Source organism: Thioclava sediminum (assembly GCF_002020355.1).
GTDB classification, from domain to species: domain Bacteria; phylum Pseudomonadota; class Alphaproteobacteria; order Rhodobacterales; family Rhodobacteraceae; genus Thioclava; species Thioclava sediminum.
In genome coordinates this window covers 964049-985474 of sequence record NZ_MPZV01000001.1, presented here as the reverse complement: position 1 = coordinate 985474, position 21426 = coordinate 964049, and the positions used below count along the sequence as shown (strand labels likewise).

Below are 21426 nucleotides of genomic sequence, written 5' to 3'. Positions count from 1 at the left end.
GTGTTTGCGCGGGGATTGAGGGTCACTGCGCATGGCTGTTGCTTACGCTCCGTTTTTAGCCCCGGGAGGAGGATGCCATGAGCCTCGACCGCAGACGTTTCCTAATCGCCCTGGCAGGCACCGTGCCACTTGCAAGTTTGACACCTGGTTTCGCCCGCGCTGCCGATAGCGCCGCGCCTAGCGATGCCTTTCTTTCCGTGAGCCGCGCGATCTGCGGCAATGACAGCCTCTCGAAGGAAACCGCCGCGCGGATCGAAAAGCTGCTGAGCGATAGCGATGCAGACTTTGCCGGCAAGCTGGACGGGCTCGCTAAAGCGTTCGACGGCAAGGACCGCGCCGCCGCGATCGACGGGCTAAGCGACGACCAGACCACCCTCGCGCTGAGCATCGCGAAGCCGTGGTATCTCGGATTCACCGGCTCCCCCTCAGCACGCATCCTGAAAGACGATGCCGAATTCGCGACCTTCCTCGAGGCGCAGGCCCTGACCAAAGTCAGTGACATCGTGCCCCTGCAGACTTACCCCTCCGGCGGTGCCGGCTGGTGGGAAGCGGTGCCCGACGGTGTCGATGCCTCGGACCTCCCCGAGGAAGCCACGAGCTGGGAGTACCAGCCCAAATCCAGCTACGAGCTGCAAGATCCCGATCCGGCATGGCTGGCCTATGCCAAGGGCGAGGCCGACAGCGTCGACGCCGCCCGCAAAGCGCAAGGCGCAGACAGCGGAGCCGGCTCCGGCGCGAAGGCAGGCGCCAGTGGCTCGCCCAACCCCGCATCCAATTCCGACTCCCAGCAGGAGGCACAGTAATGGCTGATTTCGATGCAGACGTGATTGTGGTCGGGTCGGGCTCGCTCGGCGGTCTGGCCGCGCAGCAGATCGCACAGGCGGGCCATTCGGTGATCGTGCTGGAGGCAGGTCCCGACATCCCCGACTGGAAAATCACCGAGAACTGGCGCAACTCACCGCGCAAGAACAACTTCAACGACCCCTTCGGCGATGTGCCCTATGCGCCCAACAGCTTCACGCCCGGCTATGTCGATCCGCATCTGACCGGCGGGCTGGATGTGTTTCCCGGCACGCTGCGGGTGCTGGGTGGCACCTCGCGGCACTGGACGGCAGCGACGTGGCGGCTCTTGCCCGAGGACATGGCGATGCACTCGACCTACGGGATCGCCGAGGACTGGCCGATCAGCTACGACGATCTGGAGCCCTTCTACACGCAGGCGGAATACGAGATCGGCGTGAACGGGCAGAAAGGCTTCGACGAGAGCGGTCTGGGCAAGGGCGAGACCTATCCGCCGCGCTCGAAACCCTATCCGCTACCGCCCGAGGCAAAACCCTATGCGACCCAGAGGTTGCAGCAGCAGGTGGCGTCGATGGGCTTTCGCGTCGATATCGCGCCTTCGTCACGGCTGTCGCAGCCCTACGACAACCGGCCCGCCTGTATCGGCAACAATATCTGCAACTGGAATTGCCCGATCGGTGCGAAGCATTCGGGCTACCACGTGGTGCAGAAGATCCGCGATCTGGGCGTCGAAATCCGTACGCAGGCCATCGTCGACAAGATCGAGACCGGCGACAAGGGCAAGATCACGGCGCTGTCCTATATCAACCCCGAAGGCGACCGCACCCGGCTGACCGCGAAGATGTTCGTGATCGCCGCGCATGGCTATGAGACGCCGAAGCTCCTGTTGATGAACGATCTCGCGAACAGCTCCGACATGGTCGGGCGGCGGCTGATGATCCACCCGACGATCGACATGACATGGCTTTCGCCCGAGCCTTATTGGACCGGGCGCGGCCAGAATATCCACGGCGCGATCATGCAGCGCCGCGCTTTGCCCGACCGGGACAAGGTGCCATCGACGCGCTACGACCTGCTCAATGCGCCACCCGAGGAAGGCATTGCACAGGGGCTGTTGAAGGACGGCACGCTCGGCCCAGAGCTTGACGCGAAGATCCGCGACCATTCGGCGCGCGTCTTCACCGCCGAGGCGCTGACCGAAGACCTTCCCGATCCCGCGAACCGGATCAAGGTGAACTCCTCTTGGAAAGACGCCGTGGGGCTGCCGGGCATCAAACTGACCTACAAGCTCTCGGATTACACCAAGGCGAACCTGCCGCGGCTGATGGAGGATTACGCGCGCTTTCTGCAGGCGACTGGTGGCACCCGTGTCTCCGCGCCCGAGAAGTTTATTTGCCAGCAGCACGTGATGGGCACGACAGTCATGGGCAGCAAGGCCGAAGAGGCGGTCTGCGACGCCGATCTGCGCTGTTTCGACCACGAGAACCTGTTTCTGGTGACGACCGGCGTGATGCCCACGGCGGGCGGTGTGAACCCGACGCTGACCGGCATGGCGCTTGCGATCCGCGCGGGCCAGACCATCGCGAAGGAGCTTTGAGATGCGTGTTCTGATCCTAGCGGCCTCCGTCTTCGCTGCGATGTCCCCGCTCGCAGCCAACGCGCAATCCGGCTCCGATGCTTCGGGAGGCGACCTCGTGAAGCGCGGAAAATACCTCGCCATCGCGGGGGATTGCTCCTCCTGTCACGCGGAGAATTTCTCGGGCGGCGAGAAGATCGAAAGCCCGATCGGCGCGATCTATGCGCCCAACATCACGCCCGACGAGAAGACCGGGATCGGCGACATGACCGAGGCGGAATTCGAAGGCGCCCTGCGTCGTGGCAAGTCCGACACGTGGCTTTATCCCGCGATGTCTTACACCCATTACACCGGCCTGACCGATGCCGATGTGAAAGCGCTCTGGGCCTATTTCAAACAGGTCAAACCCGTCGAGAACGACGTACCCGAGACCGATCTGGGCTTTCCTTTCGTGCGTCCGGCTATGATGGGCTGGAACACGCTGTTCCTCGATAAGGGCCATCCGCCTGGCGCGGTGGATGTCTCGGGCGATCAACTTCAGCGCGGGCGCTATCTGGTGGAGACGCTGGAGCATTGCTCCTCCTGCCACAGCCCGCGCGGGACGTTGATGCAGGAGGACACCAGCAAACATCTCGCCGGGGGGGCGCTGAACGGTTGGTATGCGCCCAACCTCACGCCGTCGGACAAGGGTGGTCTGGGCGACTGGAGCGAGGCCGATATCGTGGCCTATCTCAGCAAGGGCCGAAATGCGCACGCCGTCGCGGGCGGCGAGATGGGGCTCGTGGTCTCGCGCTCAACCTCGAAGCTGTCGAGCGACGACCTCACGGCGATTGCGAAATACCTGAAGGCGGTGAAGCCGGTCGACACGCAACCCGAGGCCAGCGGACCCGACGGTCAGGCGACGCTCGATCTGGCCGCATTGGAGGTGCCCAACGGCGATTGGCAATCCGTGGTCGGCCACGACACGACAGACGGGGCGACGCTCTATCAGGGCGCCTGTGCGACCTGCCACGGCATGAACGGGCAGGGCACCGCCGCGCCAGCGTTGTCCAAGATCTCTGACGTGAGCGCTACGAATGCAGCGAATGTCGTGCAGGTGATCGCGCATGGGATCAACATGCCCAATGACGCGCGCCACGTCGCCATGCCCGGATTTCAGCGCACGATGAGCGACGCGCAGATCGCCTCGGTCGCGAGCTATGTGCGCACGAATTTCGGAGGTGTCGACGGCGAGGTGACCCAAGGCAGCGTCGCCAATATCCTGAGCGGCAAGCAGCAGGTCAGCTGGATCATCGCGAACGCCGCACAGTTGGCTTGGGCGGCGATCGCCGTGGCGGTGCTTCTGGTGCTGGCGCTGATCGGTTGGGCTGTGATGCGGACGCGGCGCAGGGCCTGACGTCGCGCCTCACGCGGCAGGCAGATCGACCAGGGTATGATGATGCCCGTCCGCGCGCATCTCGAAGCTGAGCGTGCCGCCCAGACGGGTCAGCGCGTCGTGCGCGATTGAAAGGCCGAGGCCAGAGCCATTCGCATCCGCGCCCTTGCCCTTGACGAATTTCTGCCCCGCCTGCTGCGCGATCTCGGGCGGCAGGCCCGGTCCGTGGTCGTGAATGTCGACCAGAAGCGCAGCGCCGGAGGTGGTCACGCTGACCTTGATCGCCGCGCCGTCCGGGCTCGCCTGAACGGCGTTCTCGATCAGGTTGCGCAGGGCGAGCGATAGAAGCAGCGGGTCGCCTTCCACCGTCGGCGCGTCCGGCGCGCTATCGAGTTCCAGCGTCACGCCGCGCCGCGTGGCCAGCCCCGCCAGATCGCCCAGCACCTGCCGCAGAAGCCCGTTCAGCTCCACCGAAGTGGCACGCGCCTCGCGACTGTCCACCTGCGCCAGATCGAGAAGTTGGCGCACCATCCGATCGGTCCGGTCCACCGAGGTCGAGATCGCGGCGAGCGCGTGTTCGCGCGTATCGGTATCGGGCGCGTGGCGCGCGATATGGGCCTGCGTTTTCAACCCGGCGAGCGGCGTTTTCATCTCATGCGCGGCATAGGCGATGAATTCGCGTTCGCGTCCGCGCGCCGCAGCCAGACGTGCGAGAAGGTCGTCGAGCGCACCGGCGAGCGGGCGGATCTCGCGGGGCTGTCGCGCGGTGCCGGGTAGGGAGCGTAGATCCTCGCTCGGTCGCGCGTCCAGATCGCGGGCGAAGCGGTCGAGCGGCGCCAGACCGCGCGAGATCGCAAACCAGATCAGCCCCCACATCACCGGCAGGATCACCAGCGCGGGCCAGAGGAACCCCTCTATCACATCGCGCACCAGCCGGTTGCGCATGGCAAGACTGTCGCCCACCGTGACCTGCCCGCCCAGATCGGGATCGATGATCGTGTAGACCCGCAGGTCCTTGCCGTCGCGTGTTACATCGCGGAAGCCGGTCGCATCGGCGGGCACCAGCTGCGCGCTCGGCGCCCCGTTCGAGCGTCCGACGAGCCCTTGGGTGAAAGACCAGATCTGGCAGAATTGTTGATGTTCGTAACTCTCGTCATGCGACAGCGTGATCTGTGCGGGACCGTCCCGGTTCAGAGAGATCTGGTTCTTCGACACCAGCGACGAGACCATGCGCGCGGCCTCCACCAGACGTGCGTCGAGTACCCGCGTCACCTCGGCGCGGGTGGAATTCTCGATCCAGAACACGGCGGACAGCCAGACGGCCAGCGTCGCGCCCGTGAGGATCAGGAAGAGGCGGAGGCGGAGCGAGATGGCGAGGTCTCCTCTGGGCGCAGGCGGTAGCCGATGCCGCGCAGGGTTTCGATGAAATCGCGCCCGAGCTTGGCGCGCAGATGGTGGATATGGACTTCGACGGCGTTGCTCTCGACCTCCTCGTCCCAGCCGTAGAGCCGGTCTTCGAGGTCCGATTTCGCGAGCACCCGTCCGGGGCGTTCGGCCAGCGCCTGCAACACCGCGAATTCCCGGCGCGAGAGTTTCAGCGGCTGGCCGTTGAAGGCGGCGCTGCGGGTGCCGGGGTCGAGCTCCAGCCCGGCATGGGAAATCTGCGCGACCGCCCGCCCGTCCGACCGACGCGAAAGGGCCCGCAGCCGGGCGGCCAGCTCGTCCAGATCGAAGGGCTTACCGAGATAGTCATCCGCGCCTGCATCCAACCCCGCGACCCGGTCCTCGACCTGATCGCGCGCGGTCAGCAGCAAGACCGGCAGCCCGGCGCGGCCCGCGCGCAATTCGCGCAGCAGTTCGAGACCGGAGCCATCGGGCAGCATCAAATCCAGCACGAGCGCGCGATACTCCGCCCCGGCCAGTGCCGCGCGGGCGTCCTCAAGGCAGGACACGACATCGGCGGTGAACCCGGCCATGCCGAGCCCGACCCGCAGGCCGTCCGCCAATATGCTGTCATCTTCGACGACGAGTATGCGCATCTTTTCTCCTTCGCGGCGGATACACCGCACGAATCTTAAGACTGACTTAAGCTTCGCCCGCGATCCGGCCAACATGAACGCAAAGGCTCTTTCCCGTCTATCGCTGCGCGCCCTCTGGGGCGTGTTTCTGATCTCATTGCTGTTGCCCGGCCTCGCTGCGGCGCAAAGCTTCGATCTTTTGAAGCCCAAGGGAGGCAGCGGTCCGCTGTCGCCCGAAGAGGCGTTTCAGGTCGAGACCGAGTGGCAGGATGACGGGACGCTTGCGGTCTCCTTCGACATCGCGCCGGGCTACTACCTCTATCGCGACCACCTGACGGTCAGCGCCGAGGACGGCGACGCGCCAGTGATCGAGACGCAGCCGGGCGAGATGAAGGACGATCCGAATTTCGGCACGGTCGAGGTCTGGCACGATCGCACCGAGGCCGTGGTGAGTGACATCACCGGCCCGTTCACGCTGCATTGGCAGGGCTGCGAGGAAAAGGGGCTGTGCTACCCGCCGCAAAGCCGCGAGATCGTGCCGCCGGGTGGGGCTGCGACTGCGTCTGCATCCAGTGCGGCGCAATCGAACCAAGCTGCCGGGGTGCCGGATTATGCGCAGAGCGACGCGTCTTCCGCGCCTGCTGCGAGTTCCGAGGCCGATAAGCCTACGCCTCCCGCATCCGCCTCCGAAGCGAGCGGAAACAGCCTGAGCCTATCCTCCGATGACGGCCTCGTCGCGGGGATCGCGGCGAAGGGCGGTTGGGCTCTGGTCGTGGCGTCCTTCTTCGGCTTCGGTCTGCTTCTGGCTTTCACCCCTTGCGTGCTGCCGATGGTGCCGATCGTGGCCGGAATGCTTGGCGCGCAAGGGAAAGACCTGACACCCGCGCGCGGGCTGGCGCTGACCGGGACCTATGTGCTGGCGATGGCGGTGGCCTTCGGGCTTCTGGGCATCGTGGCGGCGTGGTCGGGGCAGAACCTGCAATTCCTGATGCAGGCGCCCGCGACGGTGATCGCGCTGGCGCTGCTGTTCGCCGTCCTCGCGCTGTCCTCCTTCGGCCTGTTCGAACTGCGCCTGCCGCAGGCGCTGACCAACAAGGTCAGCTCCGTGCAGGGGCCGCGCGGTACGCTCGCGGGGGCGGCCATCCTCGGCTTCACCTCAACGCTGATCGTCGGGCCGTGCGTGACGGCCCCGCTGGCCGGGGCCTTCCTCTATATCGCGCAGACGGGCGATGCGGGGCTCGGAGCTTCGGCGCTGTTTGCGCTGGGGCTGGGGCAGGGCGTGTTGCTGATGGCCGTCGGTCTTTTCGGCTCGGCGATCCTGCCGCGCATGGGCGAATGGATGGTCGGCGTGAACCGCGCCTTCGGCTTCGTCTTCCTTGGCGTGGCGATCTGGCTCTTGAGCCGCGTCGTCGCGGGACCTGCGATCCTCGCGCTCTGGGCGCTGCTGCTGATCGGCGCGGGCGTGGCCTTGGGCGGTCGCGACCGGTTGGGACCGGAAAGCTCGGGCCTGCGCCGTGTGGGCGGCGCGCTTGGCGTTGCGGCGCTGCTGGCCGGTGCGATCGAGGGTGTCGGTGCGGCGAGCGGGGCTGCCGATCCGCTGCGCCCCCTCGCGCCCTTCACGGCAGGCCAGACCGTCATGGCCTCCACGTCTGACGTGCTGACGGAGGATGACTTCACCCATGTCGAGACGCCTGAGGCGCTCGATGCCGCACTGAACGCAGCGAAAGGCGAGCCGGTGATGCTCATCACCACGGCCGAGTGGTGCACCGAATGCGCCACCATTGCGCGCGAGGTGATCCCCGACCCGCAGGTGCAGGCCGCGCTGCGCCACGTCACGCCCATCGCGGTCGATGTGACCAAGACCGGCGCGCCGCAGCAGGCGCTTCTCAAGCAGTTGGGCGTGATCGGCCCGCCGACGCTGATCTTCCTCGACCCCGACCATTCGGAGGCGCAGGGCACCCGGCTGATCGGGGATGTAACCGCGCCGAAACTCACGACCTCGCTTTCGGAGATCGCTCAATGACCCTCACCCGCTTCGCCCCTCTCGCGCTGATCGCCCTCGCAGCCTGCGCGCCCGAGCCACCTGCCTCGAACCCGCCGCCCGCGCCGCAAGCGCCGCAACTGAGTGCGCGGGTCAAGGCGATTTACAGCCAGATGGAAGATGACGGTCGCACGATCCCGGCGGTGGACCCGAAACTGCTGAGCGAAGAGAAAGCCCGTCAGGAGGTCGATTACTGGACCGACGAGCCGCCCGGCACCATCATCGTCGATCCTTGGGCGCGCAAGCTCTACCTCGTGCAGAAGAACAACCGCGCACTGCGCTACACGGTCGCCGTGGGCGAGGACGGGCGCGGCTTTTCCGGGGAGGGGCATATCCCCTATCAGCGCGACTGGCCGAGCTGGACGCCGACCAAGAGCATGATCAAGGAAGACCCCGAGCTATACGGCCCGGTGAAGGACGGGCTCGCCGGCGGCCTCGACAATCCGCTCGGCGCGCGGGCGCTTTACCTGCATCGCGGGAACAAGGACACGCTCTACCGCATTCACGGAACGATGGATGACAGTTCAATCGGCAAGGCGACGTCGGCGGGCTGCATCCGTTTGTTCAATCAGGACATCATCGACCTCGCCGACCGCGTCCGCTCCGGCACGCATGTCGTCGTGCTGACCCGTGCCGAGAGCGGCAAGGGCACGGTGCCGCCGGGCCAGCCGCTGCCGCCCGTTCCCTACTCCCCCGAAGATTTCCCCCAAACCACAGGAGACGACACATGATCGATCGCCGGAATTTCCTCACCCTCGCAGGCGTCGCCGCAGGCTCCACACTGATCCTACCGACGGCGAGCCTCGCGCAGGCCGATATTTCGCCCGAAGCGGTGTTCCACGACCCCAAAGCGCCCGCGCTCGGTAACCCGGATGGGGACATCACGCTGGTCGAGTATTTCGACTACCAGTGTCCCTACTGCAAATCGAACCACCCGGTGGTCGAGAAGGTGACAAAGGAAGACGGCAATCTGCGCGTCGTGATGAAGGACTGGCCGATCTTCGGTGCGCCTTCGGTCTACGCCTCGCAGCTCGTGCTGGGCGCGCAGAGCATGGGCCAATACGAAGCGGGTCTCGAGGCGCTGATGGCGACGCAAGGCAAGCTGTCGAACGACTTGATCGAGAAGACGCTCTCCGAGGCCGGTGTCGACCCGGACAAGGCGATGGCGGGCTACAAGGCCAACCGCAAGGAGATCGACGCCCTGCTGTCGCGCAATGATGCGCAGGCGGTAGCGATCGGCCTGCGTGGCACGCCCGCCTATATCGTTGGGCGCGACGTCTATCCCGGCGCGGTCGATGCCGACACCCTGCGCAAGGCGATCAGCGACGCGCGCCAGGCCTGAGCCGCGCCACTTCGCCGGACAAACAAAAGGCCCCGGGGGTGAAGCAAACCCCGGGGCCTTTCTCATCGCGGGCCTTCCCCAGATGGGGAAGACGCCTGCGATTAGCTGTTGTCGCCGTCTTTCCAGATGCGCAGCGTGCTGACCTTCGCGCCGCCGTTCAGGCCCGAGCTGTCGAAGACATAGACGCGCGGCTTGCCGGTCTCGACATTCGCGGTCGCATTGGCGTTGACGACGGTGATGCCTGCGCCCGCTCCGACATGCCATTCGCCGCCGTTTTCGACTTCGCTGACCGATTTCTTGGTCGGGAAGACGTAGATTTGGCTTGCCTGCTTGGCGCCGAGCTGGAGGCCGACCGAGGCCTTGCCGATGTCGTAATAGCCCTGAACCTTACCGTTCTCGATCAGCGCGCCGGAGCCGCCCGAACCGCCAATGCCGAGGTCGACCGTGGTCACTTCGGGGAAGACCAGAACGGCTGCGGAATTGGTCGCGACTTGCTGGCAGGTCTCCTGGAGGCTGGCGCATTGCTGCAGTGCTGCAGCGACGTGCTTGTCGAGATCCGGACGCGGCTTGACGCCTTTCGCGTGGTCCATCGCATTGGCGGGCGATGCAGCGAGCGCCATCGTGCCCATCAAGGTTGCGGCGATACCAGCGGTGAGGGTGCGGGTCTTGGATTTCATGAGATGCCTCCTTTTGAAATTACGAAAATGAAACGGCCCCGCACGCTCAACGTTCCTTTTCGGATCAATCACATAGGGCAAAAAATCGTGTCGGAACCGAAGGCGCGATCCGTGAATTCGCGCGCCCGGAGTTAAGAGGCGAAATCGCCCGATTTTCGGTGCAGCTCAGAGGCTGTCGAGCACCGAACCCATGATCGCCGCTGTATCGCGCCAATCCGGCAGGGCGGTGCCCGCCACCGCCGAGGCCGCGCCCATCCGCTCGCGCAGAGCAGCGTCTTGGAGAAGCTGTCGCAGTGCCTCGGCGAAGTCGAGATGCGCGTCCACAGGCACGAGAATCCCGGCATCGGGCGGCACCGTGTCGGGCACCGCGCCCGTGCGACAGGTCACGATGGGCAGCCCGTGCAGCATCGCCTCGCCGAAGACGATCCCGTAGCCCTCATAGCGCGTCGCCAGCGCGAAGATCGAAGCCTCGCTATAGGCTGCATTCAGAGCGTCGCGCTCCATCCGTCCGGCAAGCTGCACGCGCTCGCTCAGTCCGAGCCGTGCGATCCGCGCCGCGAGCGCATTGGCGACTTCCGGGTCATGCGCGCTGCCCACGATCTGTGCGCGCCAGTCCAGATCGGCGATCTCCGCCAACGCGTCGATCAGCACGTCATGGCCCTTGCGCGGCGCAAATAGCCCGACCGCGAGGATCAGCGGCGGAGTGGGTTTCGCGCTCTCCATCGCCGGCGGACGGTCGAAGCCCGGAAGCGCGATAGAGATCCGCTCCGGCGTGACGCCGAACTCCTTTTGCAGAATGGCGCTGGTATGCGGGCTCGGCACGACGACATGGGCGGCGCGGCGCAGGTTCTCCGCCTCCCGTGTCAGGAGATGACGCGCGCGATCCTCGGTCAGCCCGGTCTCGAGTCCCAGCGGATGGTGCAGCATCGCCACCACGGGCGCGGACATCGCGTCGAGCACCTCCGGGTCGATCGAGCCGAAGACCAGCCCGTCGATGATCACCGGCACCTCCGCGGGAATGGCGGTCAGTTGGCGGCGCGCGGTCTTGGTCTCCTCGGGCGTCGCATCGGGGAAGCCGGGCGGCAGTTCCAGATGCTCCACGCGGCGACCCTCGGCCCGCAGCGCCTCGAGCAGCTTGCGCTCGTAGATGAACCCGCCGGTCAGTTGCGTGATATCCCCCGGAATGGCGAAAACGGCTGGCGTCATGTCATGTCTCTCCCGATCTTATCTGGCGCGTTGCTCGGCCCCGTAGCGGCGCAGCACGGCGCGCTCGACCCGCTCAATTCCGAGATAGGCCGCAACCGCCACGAGGGCGAGGAGAACGACCGAACTCCAGAGCATTCCGTAATCCGAGGTCGCGGCGGTCAGCGCCCGCGCGTGGATCGACGCTGGATGATCTGAAAGCCGAGGTCGACGACCTTTTCCTGCGCCGCACTCCCCGACAGCGCATCGAGGATCAATTGCACCGCGCCTTCGCCCATTTCGCGGCGGAACGTGCGCACCGAGGAGATCGACGGTTCGGCGGCGGCCATCATCTCCATGTCGTTGAACCCGCAGATGCCCAGATCGTCCGGAATCCGCAGGTTGCGGCGCTGCGCTTCGAACATCGCCCCAAGGGCTAGGTCGTCATTGATGCAGAAGATCGCGTCGGTCTCGGGGGCGAGATCCATCAGCTGCGCCAGGAGATGACTGCCCAGCGTCACAGAGGAGGGGCGGGTGGTCGTTTGGATGCGCTTACCTTCCTCGATGCCATGGGCACGCAGCTCGTCGCGGAACCCGTGCAGGCGGCGCTGCGTGCGCGGATCCATCCGCGCGCCCAAGAAACCGGGGCGGCGATAGCCCTGCGCGATCAGATGCGCGGTGGCGGCGCGGGCGGCGTCGTAATGCGAGAACCCGATCATCCGGTCATAGGGGTTGCTGCCGGTCTCCATGATCTGCACCACCGGGCAGCCCGCCTCGCGCAACAGTGCCTGCGCGGCCTCGGTCTGGTCAACCCCGGCCACGATCAGCCCGGCGGGGCGCTGGCGCAGGAAGACACGGATCAGGTTCTCTTCCGACAGCGGCGCGTAGCGCGAATAGCCGAGCTGGACCGAATGATGCGTGCCCTCGACCGCGGAATAGATCCCATCCATCACATCGGCGAAGACGTTGTTCGACACCGAGGGCAGGATCACCCCGATAATGTCCGACCGTGTCGACGCGAGGGCGCGGGCCGCAGGGTCCGGCAGGTAGCCGAGCGATTCGATTGCGGCGGCGATTTTGTCCCGCACCGCCGGCGAGACGACCTCGGGATTGCGCAGGGTGCGCGAAACAGTGGCAACGCTTACACCGACATGATCGGCGACGTCGCGCATCGTAACTGATTTATTTACATTGTTTTTATTCATTGCCCCTCCCCGTGGTCGCACCCCTTTTTTAAAAGGGCGATTGACGAATGTAACCGCTTACATTACGCCTCTGTGTCCAAGAAACACCTGCGAACCCGGTAAGGCAAGATGGTAAACAGCAGCAATGCGAACGCGACACCGGTCCTTGTGATGGGCGTTTGCGGCACCGGCAAGACGACGGTGGCGCAGCGCGTGGCGCAAGCGGTGGACGGCGTGTTCCTCGATGCTGACGATTTCCATCCGCCCGAGAATGTTGCGCATATGGCCGCCGGTCTGCCGCTCAATGACGAGATGCGCTGGGACTGGCTCGACCTAGTGGCGAAGGGCGTGATCGAGGCGGGGCGCGACGGCAGGACGGTTGTTTTCGCCTGTTCGGCGCTCAAGCACTCGTACCGGGACCGCCTGCGCCAGAGTCTCGGCGTGATGCATCTCGCGCATCTCACCGGGCCGCGCGACCTGATCGCCGAGCGGATGGCCGCGCGCGAAAACCACTATATGCCGATCGCGCTGCTCGACAGTCAGCTGGCCGATCTGGAAATGCCGGGGCCCGACGAGGCCCCGCTGAGCTGCGATATCCGCGAAGCGCCCGAGGCGCTTTGTGCGCAGATATTGAACGCCTGGGGCCTCACGGCTCCTCAAGTTTGATTTCGTCTTTTAAGGGAGGACACCATGACGAAACCGATCCGTAAAATCGCCCTCGCGAGCGTCGCCGTCGTGGCGCTGGCCAGCGCTGCGAATGCCGAAACCCACAAGTACAAGTTCCAGAGCTCGGACCCGGCGGGTAACCCGAACTTCGAACTGCAGCAGAACTGGGCGAAGGACCTCGCAGAGCGCACCGACAACCAGATTCAGGTCGAGATGATGCCCGTGGGCTCCGTCGTCGAGCATAACGAGACGCTCGACGCCACCGGTGCCGGCATCATCGACGGCATCGTGACCGACATCTCCTATTTCGCGGGGAAAGACCCGGCCTTCTCGCTGCTGGGTAACCCGGTCGGCGCATGGTCGAGCACCGATCAGCTTCTCGACTTCATGAACAATGGCGGTGGCCAGCAACTCGCGAACGACCTGTTCCAGCCCTATGGCCTGCACTACGTCGGCTCGACCACGACGGGCCTCGAGTCGCTCGTCTCGAAAGTGCCGCTCGACGGCGTGGCGGACCTGAAGGGTCTGAAGATGCGCGCGCCGGAAGGTCTCGTGCAGGACGTCTTCGCGGCGGCGGGTGCTGCTCCGGTGAACCTGCCGGGTTCGGAAGTCTACACTGCGCTCGACAAGGGCGTGATCGACGCGGCCGACTACACCGTGTTCTCGACCAACCAGGCGCAGGGCCTCAACGACATCGCGCCGAACCCGGTCTATCCGGGCTTCCACTCGATGCCGCTCGTCGGCGTTGCGATGAACAAGAAGGAATGGGACAGCCTGTCGCCCGAGCTGCAGAAAGCCTTCGAAGAGTCGGTGAAGCAATTCGCGGACAAGGAAGTCAGCGACCTCGCAGCGGCCGACAAGAAGGCCGTGGCCAAGGCTGAAGAAGGCGGCAAGATCCACGTCCACGACTGGTCGGACGAAGAGCGCGCCAAGTTCCGCCGCATCGCGATCACCCAGTGGGAAAAGGTTGCCAAGAAGTCGGACAAGGCGCAGCACGTCTATGACGTCCTGACCGACTACCTGAAGAAGAACAACCTTCTCTGATCTCCTATCGGTGCGGGGCTGCGATCGCGGCCCCGCATCTTTTCCAGTTTTCTGACAGCAGCGGTTTTTGCAATGTCACAACCCGATAAGACCGGGGTGGATCACCCCGCACATGATCCGCATACGCCGGAACCGGTGCAAAACGAGGACGAGGCGGCGACCATCCCCGAAGCGGGCATCCTCGGCCGCGCGATCAACGCGGTGGGCATCGTCTTCGCGCTCGGCATCATCGCCTCCGCGCTGATCCTTCTGAACGAGGTCGTGCTGCGCTACGGCTTCGACAGTCCGACGATCTGGGCGCATGAGACGACGATCTTCCTCTGCGCGATGGCCTTCGTCTATGGCGGGCTCTACTGCGTCGTGCGCAACAGCCATATCCGCGTCGTGCTGATCTACGACATGGTCACCGGCCGGGCGAAGCGCATCCTCGACGCGATCATCTCGCTGATCTGCCTCTTCGCGGCCGGCTTCTTCGCCTGGGCCGCCTACGGCATGGTGATGAAGGCGATTTTCCGCCCCGGCGGCGAGGTCCATTTCGAGACTTCGGGCAGTGCCTGGGATCCGCCATTCCCGGCCTATCTCAAGATTTTCCTTCTCGTCGTGCTCTGCCTCATGGTCGTGCAATTCATCGTCATGGCGGTGAACTACCTGCGCGGCGCCTTCGCATCGGAGGCGGGTAAATGATCGAACATCTGCTGAGTTTCGACCTCTCCGCGCTGGGCATCGGCTATGGCACGGTCCTGCTGTTCGCGCTGCTCATCGGTCTTCTGCTGACCGGCATGCCGCTGGCCTTCGTGACGCTGCTCGTCGCGCTAATCTTCGCGCTTGGCTGGTTCGGGCCGATGGCGGTGCCGCTGATCACCAGTCGCGTCTATTCCTTCGTCTCGAGCTTCGTCTTCGTCTCGGTGCCGATGTTCGTGATGATGGCGGCGCTTCTGGACCGATCCGGCATCGCACGCGATCTGTTTGAGGCGATGAAACTCGTCGGCGGTCGGATGCGCGGCGCGGTGGCGGTGCAGACGATCTTCGTCTCGGTCATCCTCGCGGCGATGTCGGGCATCATCGGCGGCGAGATCGTGCTGCTGGGTCTTCTGGCCCTGCCGCAGATGATCCGTCAGGGTTATGACCGCAAGCTCGCCATCGGCGTGATCTGCGCGGGCGGCTCGCTGGGCACGATGGTGCCGCCGTCGATCGTTCTGATCATCTACGGCCTGACCGCAAACGTCTCCATCGGTGACCTCTTCACCTCGGCCTTCATCCCGGGCTTCATGCTCGCGGCTTTCTACGTGATCTTCGTGATCATCCGCGTGAAGCTGAACCCCGATCTGGCCCCTATGCCGGAGCCCGACGACCGTCCGTGGTCCGAGAAGATCAAGCTCCTCAAAGGCCTGATCCTGCCGGTGCTGGTGATCGGTTTCGTGCTGGGCTCGATCTATGGCGGGATCGCCTCGGTGACCGAGGCTTCGGCGCTCGGTGTGGCGGGCGTGATGCTCTCTACCATCATCCGGGGCGAGCTGACGCTCTCGATGCTCAAAGGGGCGGCGCTGCAGACGCTCGCGACCTGCGGGATGATCGTCTGGATCGGTATCGGGGCATCGGCTCTGGTCGGCGTGTTCAACCTGATGGGCGGGATCGATTTCGTGTCGTCGCTTCTGAAAGGCGTCTCGGACACCCCGATCATCGTGATCCTGACGATGATGGCGATCCTGTTCTTCCTCGGCATGTTCCTCGATTGGGTGGGGATCGCGCTGCTGACGATGCCGATCTTCGTGCCGATCGTGAAAGACCTCGGCTATGACCCGGTCTGGTTCGGCGTGGTCTTCGCGATGAACATGCAGGTGAGCTTCCTGTCGCCGCCCTTCGGGCCAGCCGCGTTCTACCTGAAATCGGTCGCACCGAAGGACATCTCTCTGGGCGAGATCTTCCGCTCGCTGCTGCCCTTCATCGCGATCCAGATCCTCGCGGTGGGGCTGTTGGTGGCTTTCCCGGCGATCACCGGGCACTGAATCGGAACGGATTGAAACGAAAAGAGGCGGGCTTTCGGGCCCGCCTCTTTGCATTTCCAAGTGTCGAGCCGTGCCTCAGGCCGCCGCGGATTGCTCGCGAAACTCGCTGAGGACTTCGGCGGCGATCTTGAAGGACTTCTGACGCGCATCGGCGTCGTGGATCATCCCGGTCACCATCAGCTCGTCGGGCTCGTATTGCGCGATCAGGCGCGCCAGATCATCGCGCACCTTCTCCTTGGAGCCGGTGGCAGAGCAGGACAGCGCGCGTTGCACCTGAACCATCATCTGCGGCGGCACTTCAGAGAGATCCTTGACCGGGTAGGGCAACTTGCCCGGCATCCCCGAGCGAAGCCGCGCGAAGGCCAGCACCTGAGACGAGCGCAGATATTGCGCTTCCTCGTCGGTGTCGGCGGCGAAGACCCCGGCGGCCATCATCGCGTAAGGCTTGTCGAGATGGGCCGACGGGCGGAAGCTCCGACGATAGATGTCGAGCGCATCGCCCAGCATGTCGGGCGCGAAATGCGACGCGAAGGCGTAGGGCAGGCCGAGATAGGCGGCGAGCTGCGCGCCGTAGAGGCTCGAGCCGAGGATCCAGATCGGGACGTGGGTGCCTGCGCCCGGAATGGCGCGCACCCGGAAATTCTCTGCCTCGTCGCTGAAATAGGCGAGCAGCTCCTGCACGTCTGCGGGGAAGGTGTCCTCCGGCGACATGTTGCGACGCAGGGCGCGGGCGGTGCCGCCATCGGTGCCGGGCGCGCGGCCCAGACCGAGGTCGATCCGGTCGGGATAGAGCGTGGCGAGCGTGCCGAACTGCTCGGCGATCACCAGCGGCGCATGGTTAGGCAGCATGATGCCGCCCGCGCCGACGCGCATCGTCTTGGTCACCGAGGCGACATGGCCGATCAGCACCGAGGTCGCGGCGCTCGCGATGCCGGGCATGTTGTGATGCTCGGCCAGCCAGAAGCGGTGATAGCCCGCGTCTTCGGCCATCCGGGCCAGATCGGCCGTGCCCGCAAGCGCATCGGCTGCGGTCTTGCCTTCGGGCACGGGCGACAGATCGAGAAGTGAGAATTGCTGCATGGGGAACCTCCGTCGGGGCAGAGCTAGCGCGCCGCGCAGAGCTGTCCAACGCTGCGCGGCAGTTGATCCCTGACTTATGACCCCGCGTTCCGCTTTGCGAGGGGGCGGCGGGTCTGCATAGTGCGCAAAGCCAAGCGAGGAGGATGGACATGGCCGACCCGGTGCAGATTTCGGTAAGCGCGCAAGGCGTGGCGGAGGTGACCCTCAATCGCCCCGAAAAGAAGAACGCCTGGACCTTGGAGATGTTCGACGCGCTGGCTGACGCGGCACAGAACCTGTCGCAGAAAAAAGGCCTGCGCGCGGTGATCGTGGCCGGCGCGGGCGGCTGTTTCTCGGCCGGGCTGGACCTGAGTGTGATGCAAAGCTTCGCGGCCGATCTGGCGGGGGTGAAGGCGCAGATGGCCGAACGCGATGCGCAGGGTGCGAACCGATTTCAGCGCCCGGTGACGCGGTGGGCGCAGCTGCCCGTGCCGGTAATCGCCGCGATCGAGGGGGTGGCCTTCGGGGCGGGGATGCAGCTGGCTCTGGGCGCGGATTTCCGGATCGCGGCGCCGGATGCGCGGCTGTCGATCATGGAAGCGAAATGGGGGCTGATCCCCGATATGGGCATCTCGCAGAGCCTGCCGAAATTAGTCCGCGCGGATATCGCGAAAGAGCTGATGATGACGGGCCGGGTGCTGGAGGCCGGTGAGGCGCAGCGGCTGGGGCTGATCACGCGCGTGGCCGAGAGCCCTCTGCAGGCGGCGCGCGACATGGCCACCGAATTCACCCTGCGCTCCCCCGAGGCGCTGGCGGCGAGCAAGGCGCTGGTGGAGCAGGCATGGACGATGCCGCCCGGCGACGGGTTGGCGCTGGAAGCCGAGCTGCAGGCCGAGATCATCGGCGGTCCCGCGCAGATGGAAATGGTGATGGCGAACCTGCAAAAGCGCGCGCCGAATTTCTCTCAAGGATAGAATGTCAGCGAAATGTCTATAAGGTGAGGGCGTAAACGCACGAAAGGAGAGCGCCGCTCATGCCCGCAGGAGAACGCCGCATCGTCTCATCCCGCCATCTGGCCGAAGGGCCGGGCTGGGAAGCCTCGGAATTCGAATACGGGATGATCATCGCCTACAACTCCTTCGCGCGATGGATGCAGCGCTGCATGGCGGCTTCGGGGATGGAGCTGTCGCCGCTCGAAATCCTCGTGCTGCACAACACCAATCACCGCGACCGCGAAAAGCGGCTCAACGACATCACCTTCCTGCTCAATATCGAGGACACGCATACGGTCAATTATGCGCTGCGCAAGCTGTTGAAGCTGGGGCTGCTGGACTCCGAGAAGCGCGGCAAGGAAGTGTTCTACCGCACCTCGGAAAGCGGGCGCGAGCTGTGCGAACGCTATCGCAAAGTGCGCGAGGAATGCCTGCTCGAGCCGATCCAGAAAGGCGGCATGGCGGGCGAGGATCTGCGTGAGATCGCCTCGGCCCTGCGCGTGCTGTCGGGCTATTACGATCAGGCGAGCCGCGCGGCCTCCTCGCTCTGAGGCCGCGCGTCGGTTCGGTCAGTTGCCCATCAGCGAGGGCAGGTAGGTCACGATCCCCGGCACCAGCGTGATCAGCAGCACCGCCAGCAACAGCAGCCCGAAGAAGGGCAATGCCGCGCGGGCGACCTTGAGGATGTTGTAGCCGGTCAGCCCCTGGATCACGAAGAGGTTGAAGCCCACGGGCGGGGTGATCTGGCTCATCTCGACGACCAGCACGAGGTAGATGCCGAACCACAGCGGGTCGATCCCGGCGGCCTCCACCATCGGCAGGATGATCGAGGTGGTGAGCACCACAACCGAGATCCCGTCGAGGAAGCAGCCCAGCAGGATGAAGAACACCGTCAGCACCGCTAGAAGCGTCATCGGCGACAGCCCGAACGTGCCGATCCACGCCGCGAGGTTGCGCGGGATGCCGGTGAACCCCATCGAGACCGACAGCACCGAGGCCGCCAGCAGGATGAAGGCGATCATCGCGCTGGTGCGGGTGGCCGAGAACAGCGCCTCCTTGAAGTCGCGCCAGCGGAAGCTGCCCGTCGCCATCGCAAGGATCACCGAGAAGACCACGCCCACGGCCGCCGCATCGGTGGGCGAGGCGACGCCGGTATAGATCGAACCGATCACGCCGCCGATCAGAACCACGATCGGGATCAGGCGACGCGAGGCCCGCAGCTTCTCGCGCAGGTTCAGGGTGATGTCCTCGCGCGGGATCGACGCAGGGTTCATCCACGCCCGCAGCGCGACATAGCCGCCGAACATGCTCACCAGCATCAGCCCCGGCAGGATGCCCGCGATGAAGAGCCGCGCGATGGATTGCTCGGTCGCGACGCCATAGACGATCAGGATCACCGAGGGCGGGATCAGGAAGCCCAGCGTGGCCGAGCCCGCCAGCGTGCCGAGGATCAGGCTCTCGGGATAGCCGCGGCGGGTGAGCTCGGGCACCGACATCCGCCCGATCGTGGCTGCTGTTGCCGCCGACGAGCCCGAAACGGCGGCGAAGATCGCGCAGCCCAGCACGTTCACATGCAGCAAGCGGCCCGGCGCGCGCCCAAGCCACGGGGCGAGGCCGGAGAACATATCCTCGGACAGCCGTGAGCGGAGCAGGATTTCTCCCATCAGGATGAACAGGGGCAGCGCGGCCAGCGGCCAGCTATGGCTGTGGCCCCAAAGCGTGGTCGCCATCACCAGCCCGGTCGGCGCGCCGGAGAAGAAGGCCAGCCCCGCCAGCGCCACGATCAAGAGCGACAGCGCCACCCAGACGCCGCCCGCAAGAAGCACGAGAAGCAGGCCCAGAAGAATTGCGAAGGTCATTGGATCGGACATGGTTTACTCCGAAACATCATCGACGAGCACGGGGCGCTTGGCGCGGATGCTCTCGATCAGCGTGTCGAGGAAGGCGAGCGCCAGAAGACCCAGCCCCACCACCATCGTGCATTGCGGGATCCAGATCGGGATCGCGACGATGCCGGTGGACATATCGCCGTAATGCAGGCTCTCGAGCATCAGCGAGGTCGCGAACCACACAGCGTAGACGCTGGCCACGAAGCCAAGCGCGAGCGCCACGATCTCGGCCACCCATTGGCCGCGCGCGGGCAGGCGGGTCAGCACGAGATTGACGCGGATATGGCTGCCGTGGCGCAGCGTATGGGCCAGCGCCATGAAGCTTGCCGTCGCGAGGAAGTAGCCCGCGAAATCGGCATAGGACGGGATCGTGTAGGAGAGGGCGGGCCCGCCCAGACGGGCGAGCACGTTCAGCCCGACCTGTGCCGTGACCAGCAGGCAGATCGCGAGGATCGAGACGGCCGCGATCCCTCCGGACAGAAGATAGACCTGATCGAGCAGGCGACGCATGGCGAAAGCTCCGAACGCTTGAAATGGGGATGAGCATCGAAAAAGGCCCTCCCGCGCGGGACGCGGAAGGGCCGGATCGGGCGGGCTCAGTTGCCCTGATAGGTCTTGAGAACCTCAAGCGCGTCGGGGCTGGCTTTCTCTTTCCAGCTCGCCAGCATCTCGTCGCCAATCTTCTTCAGCCCTTCTTCCAGCTCGGGGCTCGGATCCACGATCGCCATACCGTTTTCCTTCATCACGGCGGTCTTCTCGGCGGCCTCTTTCTGCGACATTTCCCAACCGCGGGTCTGCGCGGTGGCGGCGGCATCCATCACGGCCTTCTGCTCGTCTTCGCTCAGGCGGTCGAAGGCGCGCTTGTTCACCACGACGATGTTCTTGGGCAGCCAGGCGTCGATCTTGGTGTAGGTGTCGACGAAGTCCCACGCCTTGGAATTCGCACCGGTCGAGGGCGAGGTGATCATCGCCTGCAGCTGACCGGTCGAGAAGGCCTGCGGAATGTCGACCGCTTCGACCTGCACGGGCGCCGCTTTGGCGAGCGTCGCAAACTCTTCCAGCGCCGGGTTATAGGCACGGAAGCGCAGCCCCGCGAGGTCGTCTACGGATTTGATCTCGCCATTGGTATAAAGCCCCTGCGCCGGCCACGGCACCGAGAACAGCGGCATCAGGCCTTGCTTGTCGAGAAGTTTGGTGATGACGGGCTTCTGCGCCTCCCACAGCTTTTCGGCCTGATCGTAGCTGGTGGCGAGGAAGGGCTGGCTGTCGACGCCGAAAGCCAGATCCTCGTTCGAGAGCGTCGAGAGGAAGAATTCCCCGAGCGGTACCTGACCCGAACGCACGGCATTCTTGATCTCGGAATGCGGGAACAGCGAGCCCGCGGAATGGACCTTGATCTCCAGCTTGCCGTCGGTCGCTTTCGACACGTCCTCGGCGAAATCGCGGATGTTCACGGTGTGGAAGGTGGTGTCGCCATAAGGCGTCGGCATGTCCCAGCTCTGCGCCTGAACGGCCGTGCCCAGCCCCAGCGCAACCGCGAAGCTTGCAGCAAATCTGATCATATCTCTCTCCTG

At 65.1% G+C, this 21426-nt stretch carries 21 protein-coding genes; 12 read left to right on the top strand and 9 right to left on the bottom strand.

Going from position 1 to position 21426, the window contains the following annotated elements; genetic code table 11:
- Nucleotides 1-77: 77 nt before the first annotated feature.
- Genes BMI91_RS04310 through BMI91_RS04300 form a run of 3 tightly spaced genes read left to right on the top strand, consistent with a single transcriptional unit; the run spans nt 78 to nt 3773 of the window.
- On the top strand, nt 78-803 hold the full coding sequence (locus BMI91_RS04310; protein ID WP_078604060.1) for a sugar dehydrogenase complex small subunit: 726 nt from the start codon (nt 78-80) through the stop codon (nt 801-803).
- On the top strand, nt 803-2398 hold the full coding sequence (locus BMI91_RS04305; RefSeq protein WP_078604059.1) for a GMC family oxidoreductase: 1596 nt from the start codon (nt 803-805) through the stop codon (nt 2396-2398). Before BMI91_RS04310 ends, BMI91_RS04305 begins: the two co-directional genes overlap by 1 nt.
- Nucleotide 2399: 1 nt before the next feature.
- Nucleotides 2400-3773 (top strand): cytochrome c, encoded by a 1374-nt coding sequence (locus BMI91_RS04300; protein ID WP_078604058.1) that lies wholly within the window; start codon nt 2400-2402, stop codon nt 3771-3773.
- A gap of 9 nt (nt 3774-3782) precedes the next feature.
- Here BMI91_RS04300 and BMI91_RS04295 read toward each other — a convergent pair whose 3' ends face one another.
- Together BMI91_RS04295 and BMI91_RS04290 are read right to left on the bottom strand one after the other, a co-directional pair.
- The gene (locus tag BMI91_RS04295) at nt 3783-5078 is read right to left on the bottom strand and encodes a sensor histidine kinase (RefSeq protein ID WP_425274932.1); all 1296 of its coding nucleotides are present in this window, start codon (nt 5076-5078) and stop codon (nt 3783-3785) included.
- A 17-nt stretch (nt 5079-5095) separates the two neighbouring features.
- On the bottom strand, nt 5096-5791 hold the full coding sequence (locus tag BMI91_RS04290) for a response regulator (RefSeq protein ID WP_078539881.1): 696 nt from the start codon (nt 5789-5791) through the stop codon (nt 5096-5098).
- Nucleotides 5792-5912: 121 nt separating this feature from the next.
- On the opposite strand from BMI91_RS04290, the gene dsbD reads away from it, so the two are divergent.
- Genes dsbD through BMI91_RS04275 form a run of 3 tightly spaced genes read left to right on the top strand, consistent with a single transcriptional unit; the run spans nt 5913 to nt 9153 of the window.
- Nucleotides 5913-7793, top strand: coding sequence for a protein-disulfide reductase DsbD (gene dsbD / locus BMI91_RS04285; protein ID WP_093476922.1), 1881 nt, complete (start codon nt 5913-5915; stop codon nt 7791-7793).
- Nucleotides 7790-8542: a L,D-transpeptidase gene (locus tag BMI91_RS04280; RefSeq protein ID WP_078545931.1), complete on the top strand. Its 753-nt coding sequence runs from the start codon at nt 7790-7792 to the stop codon at nt 8540-8542. Before dsbD ends, BMI91_RS04280 begins: the two co-directional genes overlap by 4 nt.
- Entirely contained in the window at nt 8539-9153 is a 615-nt protein-coding gene (locus tag BMI91_RS04275; RefSeq protein ID WP_078599584.1) for a DsbA family protein, read from the top strand. The genes BMI91_RS04280 and BMI91_RS04275 overlap by 4 nt, the downstream gene beginning before the upstream one ends.
- A 101-nt stretch (nt 9154-9254) precedes the next feature.
- On the opposite strand, the gene BMI91_RS04270 is transcribed toward BMI91_RS04275, so the two are convergent.
- The 3 genes from BMI91_RS04270 to BMI91_RS04260 all read right to left on the bottom strand — a co-directional run bounded on the left by BMI91_RS04270 (nt 9255) and on the right by BMI91_RS04260 (nt 12217).
- Nucleotides 9255-9830: a YSC84-related protein gene (locus BMI91_RS04270; RefSeq protein ID WP_078569599.1), complete on the bottom strand. Its 576-nt coding sequence runs from the start codon at nt 9828-9830 to the stop codon at nt 9255-9257.
- A gap of 165 nt (nt 9831-9995) precedes the next feature.
- On the bottom strand, nt 9996-11036 hold the full coding sequence (locus tag BMI91_RS04265; protein ID WP_078604055.1) for a glycosyltransferase family 4 protein: 1041 nt from the start codon (nt 11034-11036) through the stop codon (nt 9996-9998).
- Nucleotides 11037-11194: 158 nt separating this feature from the next.
- Complete coding sequence (locus tag BMI91_RS04260; protein WP_078604054.1) at nt 11195-12217, bottom strand: LacI family DNA-binding transcriptional regulator; 1023 nt, start codon at nt 12215-12217, stop codon at nt 11195-11197.
- 108 nt (nt 12218-12325) lie between these two features.
- Here BMI91_RS04260 and BMI91_RS04255 point away from each other — a divergent pair, with 108 nt between their 5' ends.
- From BMI91_RS04255 to BMI91_RS04240, 4 genes are all read left to right on the top strand, one after another.
- Entirely contained in the window at nt 12326-12862 is a 537-nt protein-coding gene (locus tag BMI91_RS04255; RefSeq protein ID WP_208607939.1) for a gluconokinase, read from the top strand.
- Between the two features lie 24 nt (nt 12863-12886).
- Nucleotides 12887-13906: a TRAP transporter substrate-binding protein gene (locus tag BMI91_RS04250; RefSeq protein WP_078599580.1), complete on the top strand. Its 1020-nt coding sequence runs from the start codon at nt 12887-12889 to the stop codon at nt 13904-13906.
- Nucleotides 13907-13978: 72 nt separating this feature from the next.
- Complete coding sequence (locus tag BMI91_RS04245; protein ID WP_078604053.1) at nt 13979-14590, top strand: TRAP transporter small permease subunit; 612 nt, start codon at nt 13979-13981, stop codon at nt 14588-14590.
- Nucleotides 14587-15912, top strand: a complete 1326-nt coding sequence (locus tag BMI91_RS04240; RefSeq protein WP_078604052.1) for a TRAP transporter large permease — start codon at nt 14587-14589, stop codon at nt 15910-15912. The genes BMI91_RS04245 and BMI91_RS04240 overlap by 4 nt, the downstream gene beginning before the upstream one ends.
- Before the next feature lie 75 nt (nt 15913-15987).
- On the opposite strand, the gene BMI91_RS04235 is transcribed toward BMI91_RS04240, so the two are convergent.
- On the bottom strand, nt 15988-16992 hold the full coding sequence (locus BMI91_RS04235; protein ID WP_078604051.1) for an LLM class flavin-dependent oxidoreductase: 1005 nt from the start codon (nt 16990-16992) through the stop codon (nt 15988-15990).
- Between the two features lie 149 nt (nt 16993-17141).
- Between BMI91_RS04235 and BMI91_RS04230 the strand changes: the two genes are divergently transcribed.
- Nucleotides 17142-17945, top strand: coding sequence for a crotonase/enoyl-CoA hydratase family protein (locus BMI91_RS04230; RefSeq protein WP_078604050.1), 804 nt, complete (start codon nt 17142-17144; stop codon nt 17943-17945).
- 59 nt (nt 17946-18004) lie between these two features.
- Complete coding sequence (locus BMI91_RS04225) at nt 18005-18514, top strand: winged helix DNA-binding protein (protein ID WP_075776310.1); 510 nt, start codon at nt 18005-18007, stop codon at nt 18512-18514.
- A gap of 18 nt (nt 18515-18532) precedes the next feature.
- Here BMI91_RS04225 and BMI91_RS04220 read toward each other — a convergent pair whose 3' ends face one another.
- From BMI91_RS04220 to BMI91_RS04210, 3 genes are all read right to left on the bottom strand, one after another.
- Entirely contained in the window at nt 18533-19834 is a 1302-nt protein-coding gene (locus BMI91_RS04220) for a TRAP transporter large permease (protein WP_078604049.1), read from the bottom strand.
- Between the two features lie 3 nt (nt 19835-19837).
- Entirely contained in the window at nt 19838-20362 is a 525-nt protein-coding gene (locus BMI91_RS04215) for a TRAP transporter small permease (RefSeq protein WP_078539870.1), read from the bottom strand.
- An 86-nt stretch (nt 20363-20448) separates the two neighbouring features.
- Nucleotides 20449-21414, bottom strand: coding sequence for a TRAP transporter substrate-binding protein (locus BMI91_RS04210; RefSeq protein ID WP_078604048.1), 966 nt, complete (start codon nt 21412-21414; stop codon nt 20449-20451).
- Nucleotides 21415-21426: the final 12 nt, after the last annotated feature.

Excerpts from the sequence above, each read along its gene's own strand:
- BMI91_RS04230 (WP_078604050.1), top strand. The coding sequence starts at position 17,142 with ATGGCCGACCCGGTGCAGATTTCGGTAAGCGCGCAAGGCGTGGCGGAG.
- BMI91_RS04260 (WP_078604054.1), bottom strand. The coding sequence starts at position 12,217 with ATGAATAAAAACAATGTAAATAAATCAGTTACGATGCGCGACGTCGCC.
- BMI91_RS04245 (WP_078604053.1), top strand. The coding sequence starts at position 13,979 with ATGTCACAACCCGATAAGACCGGGGTGGATCACCCCGCACATGATCCG.
- BMI91_RS04280 (WP_078545931.1), top strand. The coding sequence starts at position 7,790 with ATGACCCTCACCCGCTTCGCCCCTCTCGCGCTGATCGCCCTCGCAGCC.
- BMI91_RS04270 (WP_078569599.1), bottom strand. The coding sequence starts at position 9,830 with ATGAAATCCAAGACCCGCACCCTCACCGCTGGTATCGCCGCAACCTTG.
- BMI91_RS04305 (WP_078604059.1), top strand. The coding sequence starts at position 803 with ATGGCTGATTTCGATGCAGACGTGATTGTGGTCGGGTCGGGCTCGCTC.
- BMI91_RS04240 (WP_078604052.1), top strand. The coding sequence starts at position 14,587 with ATGATCGAACATCTGCTGAGTTTCGACCTCTCCGCGCTGGGCATCGGC.
- BMI91_RS04255 (WP_208607939.1), top strand. The coding sequence starts at position 12,326 with ATGGTAAACAGCAGCAATGCGAACGCGACACCGGTCCTTGTGATGGGC.
- BMI91_RS04300 (WP_078604058.1), top strand. The coding sequence starts at position 2,400 with ATGCGTGTTCTGATCCTAGCGGCCTCCGTCTTCGCTGCGATGTCCCCG.
- BMI91_RS04215 (WP_078539870.1), bottom strand. The coding sequence starts at position 20,362 with ATGCGTCGCCTGCTCGATCAGGTCTATCTTCTGTCCGGAGGGATCGCG.
- BMI91_RS04275 (WP_078599584.1), top strand. The coding sequence starts at position 8,539 with ATGATCGATCGCCGGAATTTCCTCACCCTCGCAGGCGTCGCCGCAGGC.
- BMI91_RS04290 (WP_078539881.1), bottom strand. The coding sequence starts at position 5,791 with ATGCGCATACTCGTCGTCGAAGATGACAGCATATTGGCGGACGGCCTG.
- BMI91_RS04220 (WP_078604049.1), bottom strand. The coding sequence starts at position 19,834 with ATGTCCGATCCAATGACCTTCGCAATTCTTCTGGGCCTGCTTCTCGTG.
- BMI91_RS04225 (WP_075776310.1), top strand. The coding sequence starts at position 18,005 with ATGCCCGCAGGAGAACGCCGCATCGTCTCATCCCGCCATCTGGCCGAA.
- BMI91_RS04235 (WP_078604051.1), bottom strand. The coding sequence starts at position 16,992 with ATGCAGCAATTCTCACTTCTCGATCTGTCGCCCGTGCCCGAAGGCAAG.
- BMI91_RS04265 (WP_078604055.1), bottom strand. The coding sequence starts at position 11,036 with ATGACGCCAGCCGTTTTCGCCATTCCGGGGGATATCACGCAACTGACC.
- BMI91_RS04210 (WP_078604048.1), bottom strand. The coding sequence starts at position 21,414 with ATGATCAGATTTGCTGCAAGCTTCGCGGTTGCGCTGGGGCTGGGCACG.
- BMI91_RS04310 (WP_078604060.1), top strand. The coding sequence starts at position 78 with ATGAGCCTCGACCGCAGACGTTTCCTAATCGCCCTGGCAGGCACCGTG.
- BMI91_RS04250 (WP_078599580.1), top strand. The coding sequence starts at position 12,887 with ATGACGAAACCGATCCGTAAAATCGCCCTCGCGAGCGTCGCCGTCGTG.